The 6,426-nt window shown below is 62.4% G+C and carries 7 protein-coding genes and 1 pseudogene; 4 read left to right on the top strand and 4 right to left on the bottom strand.

Annotated features, from left to right (window positions below):
• Window positions 1-200: pseudogene (locus Q322_RS22840) on the bottom strand (IS6 family transposase); the annotation flags it as partial.
• Window positions 201-893: 693 nt separating this feature from the next.
• Between Q322_RS22840 and Q322_RS22020 the strand changes: the two are divergent.
• Together Q322_RS22020 and Q322_RS0119200 are read left to right on the top strand one after the other, a co-directional pair.
• Window positions 894-1,508 carry a DUF6088 family protein gene (locus Q322_RS22020; protein WP_156953176.1) on the top strand — a complete coding sequence of 205 codons (615 nt, stop codon included), beginning with the start codon at window positions 894-896 and terminating at the stop codon, window positions 1,506-1,508.
• On the top strand, window positions 1,505-2,593 hold the full coding sequence (locus tag Q322_RS0119200) for a nucleotidyl transferase AbiEii/AbiGii toxin family protein (protein WP_029479466.1): 1,089 nt from the start codon (window positions 1,505-1,507) through the stop codon (window positions 2,591-2,593). The genes Q322_RS22020 and Q322_RS0119200 overlap by 4 nt, the downstream gene beginning before the upstream one ends.
• Before the next feature lie 390 nt (window positions 2,594-2,983).
• Here the strand turns inward: Q322_RS0119200 and Q322_RS0119195 are convergent, their stop codons facing one another.
• Together Q322_RS0119195 and Q322_RS0119190 are read right to left on the bottom strand one after the other, a co-directional pair.
• Complete coding sequence (locus Q322_RS0119195; RefSeq protein ID WP_034419334.1) at window positions 2,984-3,295, bottom strand: hypothetical protein; 312 nt, start codon at window positions 3,293-3,295, stop codon at window positions 2,984-2,986.
• Window positions 3,292-3,891, bottom strand: coding sequence for a ParA family protein (locus Q322_RS0119190; RefSeq protein WP_029479464.1), 600 nt, complete (start codon window positions 3,889-3,891; stop codon window positions 3,292-3,294). Before Q322_RS0119190 ends, Q322_RS0119195 begins: the two co-directional genes overlap by 4 nt.
• 50 nt (window positions 3,892-3,941) lie before the next feature.
• Between Q322_RS0119190 and Q322_RS0119185 the strand changes: the two genes are divergently transcribed.
• Complete coding sequence (locus Q322_RS0119185; RefSeq protein WP_245593325.1) at window positions 3,942-4,403, top strand: HNH endonuclease signature motif containing protein; 462 nt, start codon at window positions 3,942-3,944, stop codon at window positions 4,401-4,403.
• A 61-nt stretch (window positions 4,404-4,464) separates the two neighbouring features.
• Here Q322_RS0119185 and Q322_RS21350 read toward each other — a convergent pair whose 3' ends face one another.
• On the bottom strand, window positions 4,465-5,847 hold the full coding sequence (locus tag Q322_RS21350) for a replication initiator protein A (protein WP_051668781.1): 1,383 nt from the start codon (window positions 5,845-5,847) through the stop codon (window positions 4,465-4,467).
• Window positions 5,848-6,191: 344 nt separating this feature from the next.
• Here Q322_RS21350 and Q322_RS23675 point away from each other — a divergent pair.
• The coding region (locus tag Q322_RS23675) for a hypothetical protein (protein ID WP_034419333.1) at window positions 6,192-6,426 on the top strand (235 nt) is incomplete at its 3' end.

The raw sequence follows: 6,426 nt of genomic DNA, 5'->3' as shown, positions 1-6,426 counted from the left end.
CGCTGGCGCAGTCCTTCTGCGAACAGGGAAGCGAATTTCATGCACCATTCGCGGAGGGTCTCATGGCTGACTTGAATGCCGCGCTGGTGCAGCAATTCTTGAACATCTCTGTAGCTGAGCGGGAAGCGGTGGTACAGCCACACAGCGTGCTGGATGATGATCATTGGGAAGCGGTGTCGGTAGGGCTTGGCGTCGGTCACGGATGGTCAGCCTACCCCAGTCCGGTTAAGGCAACACAACCCTTGCTACAGCTGAGTGAACTCCGTGAAATGCAAGGTGAAGTCACGACAGCTGCACAGCGAGTGCTCATGGAGATTGTGGCTGACCACCAAGCTGCTCAGACAGACTGAGGGCAGAGAGAACGAGCTGCTTTGCAGCCCTGGTGTTGAGATAAGCCCCGCTAAGGGGGGTGCGGCCAGGGCCGCACCCCCCTTAGCGTAAGTTTCCGGTCCAACTCTAGTGCGACCCCAACGTCTCAATGACGCCATCTCACTCCTCAGTCTTTTCTCGAACCGGTCACGGTTATCCAGCTTCGCACAACTTGTCTGTCGACTCATCTGGAATTCCCGCGCCAGGAGCAGATTTTTCTGATTATGCAGGTGCAACTCCTGAGATTGTGCCATCCAGAATACCGGGCCTGGGTACCTCGCCGTGCCGGAGTTGAGGGTTGACAGCGGGTGGTCTGTTGGGGCCTGGCCAGGCAAACAGTGCATCGCTGGCCCTCAGAGCCGCCAGCGATGAGGCCGAGGCCCTGCCACCTGGCCCTGCGAACGCCGGGCACAGCCAGGCTTCGTGCGGCGAGCGTTGGCCGGGCACAGGGGGATCAACGAGGAAGGCAGGCCAGCAGGCCGCTTTCTCACCATCTTGTCAGCAGAATAGTTATAATTATTCGTATGTCGGGCACAGCCTCCCCCACCAGCATTCACAGCCAGGTTCTCCGCTTCATGCGGGCGAAGCCGGCTGGAGTGCCGCTCAGCGTCACGGAGTTCCCGGCGCGTTTCCAGCGGCATAAGGCCGCCCTGCACCAGGCCCTGTCACGGCTGGTGCGTGCTGGAGAGCTGACGCGGGTGATGCGCGGGATCTATATGGTGCCGGTCAACACCATCTTCGGCGACGCGCCGCCGCCCGTGCATAGCGTCATCAAGGCCTATGCGCACCTGCACCACCTGCAGGTGGGAGTGCACGGCGCCGTGGTCGTCAACGAGCTGGGCCTGTCCACGCAGGTGCCTGGCGTGACGCTCTACAACGCCCCCATTCAGGGTCGACGGGTCTTCAATCTGCCAGCTGGCCGGGCGGTGCTGACCCACGCGCCGAAGCACGTGCTCGCTGCAGTCGGCACGCCTGCCGAGCCTCTGGTCGCCGGGCTGAGTTACCTGGGGCGTCGTCAGGCGGGCCTTGCCAGCGTTCTGGTAGCCCGGCTGGGTGAAGCCGCTCGTGCTGCGGCCCAGGAACTGCATCTGCCCCGCTGGATGCACCGCACCCTGATGGCTGCGCCGGCGACGGCATGACTGCTCCAAAGGTTGGGCGGCGCTGGCACGACCTGGATCCCGATACCCAGCGCGCCGCTCTGGCGCGCGCTCAGGCCCAAACTGGCCGGGACAGCGTGATCCTCGAAAAAGACATCTGGGTGGTGTGGGCACTGAACGCTCTGTTCTCCACGTGCGCCCTCGCGCCTGACCAGAAGCCGACCGCTGGCCGGGCCCGCATGGTCTTCAAGGGAGGCACCAGCCTCTCCAAAGCCTACGGGCACATCAACCGCTTCAGCGAGGACATCGACGTCACCCTGGAACTTCAGGCCCACGATGGCCGCACGCCAGAAGAGATCCGCACTACCTCGCGCAGCAGGCGCGACGCCTACCGCGATGAATACCTCAGCCTGTGCCTGAACTTCATTGAGGGCAGCATCCTACCCGCTCTGCAACGGCAGGCCGAACTGGAAGGCGCGCCGCTGCGACTGCGGCTGGACACCGCCGACGAGGCCACGCCCAGCGTCTGGATGACCTATCCAAGTGTCACGTCGGCTGGACTGGATTACATCCAGAAGGCCGTCAAATTCGAATTCGGGGCCCGCAACGTCATCACGCCCGCCCACCAGCAGCAGGTGACCACCTACATCGCCAAAGTGGCTGAGATTGCTGCCGCAGTCGACCTCCCAGTCGCCCTGCCGAACGTCTTGGCCGCCGAGCGCACCTTCCTGGAAAAGGCCACGGCGCTGCACGTGCTGTGCCGCCGGGGATCAACGCTGGAACCGGATGTGCTCGACCGCAAGACCCACCGCTTTGCCCGTCACCTGGACGACCTGTGCAGGCTCGCCGACCAGGGAGTCGCGGCACTCGCCCTGGCTGACCAGGGGCTAGTGCAGGACGTTGTGGACACCAAGGAGGCCTTCTTCAAGGAGGGCGGGATCAGTTACCACGAGGTGCTCCAGGGCCAGACCCAGTTGGTGCCCGAGGGTCGCCTCCGTGAGGTGCTGGAGAAGGATTACCGGCAGATGCAGACTGCTGGCATGCTGGGGGACTCGCGGGTGCCGTTTGCGGAACTGCTGGCACAACTGCAGACGCTGCAAGATCAGATGCGCCTGCTGGGCAGTTGAGCTTCACGGCGCTGTAGCACACAGCCGTTCACCTTGGCACCAGCTCATGCACAACCAGCACTACAGGCCAGTCTGCAGGATGCTGAGCCCGTGCAGAGCGTGCCGGCGACTGCTCTCAGGCTCTGAGCCACCGTGCGCCCGCACAGGCCAACGCCAGCATTGAATCTCCCCCTTCCACGGGAACTCGGGGAAACATATCCAGTGCCTGTTACCGTCGGCCAGCTCAACTGCAGCGCGCATCCTGCCAGAACTCCGCAAAGTTGACAGACAGTGACAGACAACTCGGAGATGAATACCGGTGAGCCCTGAGCTGTTCTCAGAAAAAAGTCCTTAAACAGGAGGTGCCGTGACGCAGAATGACCGTCAGTGATCGCTTCACCAAAAAGGGCTTCAGTCTTTACTGATTGCAGTAAGCACTGCATTCCGCACTTGAGCATCCCTATGCAGGAGGGCCAGTAACGCACGCATCACCTCGCTGGCATCTGCGTCCGCTTCCAGGGCGAAGCGCTTGAGGTTCTTGTGCGCTTCGGGTTCCAGGTCAAGCGTGAACCGCACCTTGCGAACCCTGGGGGCAACGGGCGCTGACGAGGTCACAGAGGTCTCCTCGGTCTCCCCCACTGGAACAGTCGTGCTCACGGGCTTCTCGCGGGTCGCGGCGGCTTTCATCCGGCCCAGGACATCGCTGGGTTTGCTTTTCGTCATGTCGCCACCTTGCCTTGCAGCTCACTGAGCACGTCCGCATACTCCCCCAGGTCTTCTGTCAGAGAGAGGCCAAAGCCATTCGCGTAGCCCTCGCGGAGCGACACTTCCGCGTCGAAGACATTCAATCCCAGGTCGACCAGCACTTCGCGGGCTGCGCGGCTACTGCGGGTGCCTCGGCGCACGCGGGTCAGCAGGCAATACACCTGCGGGGTGTGGAGGCCTTCAAGCTCTGCCAGCATCTCCAGGGTGGGCCGCAGCCGGTCGAGATCCATCAGGCTGGGCGGAATGGGAATCAGCACGGTCTCAGCCGCGAGCATGGCCGAACGGGTGATGGCAAGCTCCCCTGGAGGCGTATCAATCACGACATGCGCGTACCCCTCTGAGAGTTGAGGCACACGGCGGTTGAGGTCCTTGACCGGGGCTGCTACGACCGGAAGCGGAAAGTCGCCCGCCATCTCGCTCCATGACAGCGCAGACCCCTGTGGATCGGCGTCGATGAGCAGTGTTCGGCCCTGTGCGGCCAGCGCGTTGGCCAGGTACACCGCCGTGGTGGTCTTCCCTGCCCCTCCCTTCAGGTTGGCTACGGCGAGCCTCACAGGCAGACCTGCAGGCACCCGTGGGTACAGACGCGAGGGCGCCCTTCCCCATGGCAGAGAAAGAGACTCCGGGTTCCGGAGCCAGAATCGATGAGTTCGTCTGGCAGGGCGCACAGCCGCTGTGTCATGACTGCATCATACTTGGGCCAAGCAAGGAATACAGCAATGCAGTATTTGCTGAATGCAGTAATTTTATGGTAGATTCAGCCATGAGTGATACTTCCCCGTGCAGGCGCGGCAAACGCTATGCGCGGCGTTGGATCCCGAGCCTGGGAAAGATGGTTCGGGTGCACCGCCTGGTCGCGGTGGAGATGCTGGGGCGCCCGCTGATGGCGGACGAAGTCGTTCACCATGTCGACGGAAATTCACTGAACAACGCTCCTGAAAATCTCGTCGTCCTTCCCAATCAACGCGAGCATGCCTCTCTTGAGGTCTACATCCGCCGGGCCAAGCGCGGCCAGCTTCCGCTGTTCCCAGAGCTGATCGAGGCGACGGAATTCAGGAGATACTGAATGCAGTATGTGCGTAAGTACTGAATTCAGTACTTAAGTCATTCAGCCCTGAGTTAACACTTCAGGCCAGCTGGTGAAGCCGGCTCTTGAGCGCATCGATATGCTCCTGCATGCGTAGATCGGCCATGGCGGCCGCCGCCTGGTCACGCTCCTCGAGGGCACTGAAGTGTCCGTCACGGCAGCGTCCCTCGAACACTGCCAGGAGTTCCTTCCCCAGCGGCTTGAGCAATAGCTTCAGCGAGGCGCGCACCTCGTCGTACTGCTGTGAGGGGCTCAGGGCGGCCACGCGTGCCCGTTCGCGCAGGGTTTCCTGGTTGGCCAGCTCCTCGGCCTTCTGCAGGGCTTCCACAGCCCGCACGGCGTTCACCGGAGGCCGAGCCGGACTGATGGTTTCAGGCAGCACGTACTTCCCATCATGCCGCAGGAAATCCACGACCAGCCCCCCGGGGTTCTTTACCCCACCCTCGCGCTGCCGGTGGCGGACGAACGCCACGGCAGTCTCCACGCGGTCACCGTGATCTCCAACAAGGGTGGCCGCGGCCGTCCGTCCCACGCCCACCCCGATCAAGAGCTCCACCAGCGCTGGGTCAGGCGCGCCAGCCTCCGCGAAGGTGTACTGGATCGTCTGGGCCATCCCCCGGCCCGTGATGCTCACGTCCGCGAGGTACCCAATAGCTCTTAGCTCTTCATGAGCCGGGGCCAGGGCACGCCGGATGAGTTCCGGGCGCTCCGTCTGAATCCCGCAGGCCAGCCGCCAGTCCAGCAGAGTGACATCCAGCGCCATGCGACGCTGACCAATCACGTCCACCCGGTGCGCCTCCAGCAGGCGGTACAGGGCCCGCGCCGGTGGCTGCTCGAGTTGCACCAGCAGACGACCGTCCAGCACCTGCACGTGACGCTCACGGATACTCTGGGCGAGCTGTTCCCCGAGCTTGATGCTCAGCGTAGCTGAGGGATCCAGTCCGGGGAGCTGTTCCAGTTCGCTGTCCATCTCGTGGTACCGGATGCGCTCGATGTATCTCAGAGTGTCGGAACTCCACACGCGGCGACCCTTCACCGGGTCATGCCAGCCCTCACCAACCAGGAAACCCGTGCTCCACAGGCGTTTGAGGCTGTCCCGCAGGCGGCCGTAGGTTCGTCCATTGTCCGGCAGGCCTGCCACCCCACGCAGCTCATATGCCGTGGTGTGGAGCCAGTCGTGCTCTGGACAGCCGGCCCGGACAAACAACGTCTGAACTGCCAGGATGATGTCCGTGTCGATCCCATGCGGCCGTCCATATGGAGCTGCACACTCCACACGGTAAGGGCGCCCATCGATCTCGAACTCCGCTTTCCAGGTGCGCACCTCATCATCGACCCGGGACTGAATGCTGATGATGCCCAGACGGGCGATATTCCGCTCGTCACGCCGCTCGGTGTTGGTCTTGAAAGGTTCGTCAGTCATCCATGTCTCTGTTGTTGTTCTTGCTTTGTAATACTAAAAGATAAAAGCAACAACAGGGGCGAGGGCCATTCGTGTCCTGGTTGGGATTTTCCGCTGCGAACCACGCAAAGGTGTCGGGGATCGACCCTCGAACCACGCAAAGGTGTCGGTACTTTTGAGGCCCAATCACGCAAAGGTGTCGGTAGTAGCCGCCCGGAGGGCAATTTGGGGGCAGTTGCCGTCCTGATCGCAGTTTTGAGGATAATCACGCAAAGGTGTCGGTAGTCCTGGCGGCCTGACAAATTTTATGAGGGCGGACGGAAAACGAGCTGCCAGCCAACTTCAAGGGTGGTTTGAGGAGAGGCATGAGGGCGTTTCCGATGGCCCAGTGGCTCAGGGTCAGGCCCACCCTGGAGCGTCAGGCGAGAGAAGATTGCCTGACCACGGCTCAGCGCGTAATGAACCGCCCGGAGACCGATCTTGAGGTAGCTCAGCGCCCGCCGCCAGTGGGGATCGACGTGTCGTCGATCCCCACGCTGGACCACCTCTATGCCTTCGGACACGAGCAGCAAGATCGCTACAGCCAGCACTGTCACCAAC

It is taken from the genome of Deinococcus frigens DSM 12807 (genome assembly GCF_000701425.1).
Taxonomy (GTDB): domain Bacteria; phylum Deinococcota; class Deinococci; order Deinococcales; family Deinococcaceae; genus Deinococcus; species Deinococcus frigens.
This window is presented reverse-complemented; position numbering and strand designations above follow the sequence as displayed.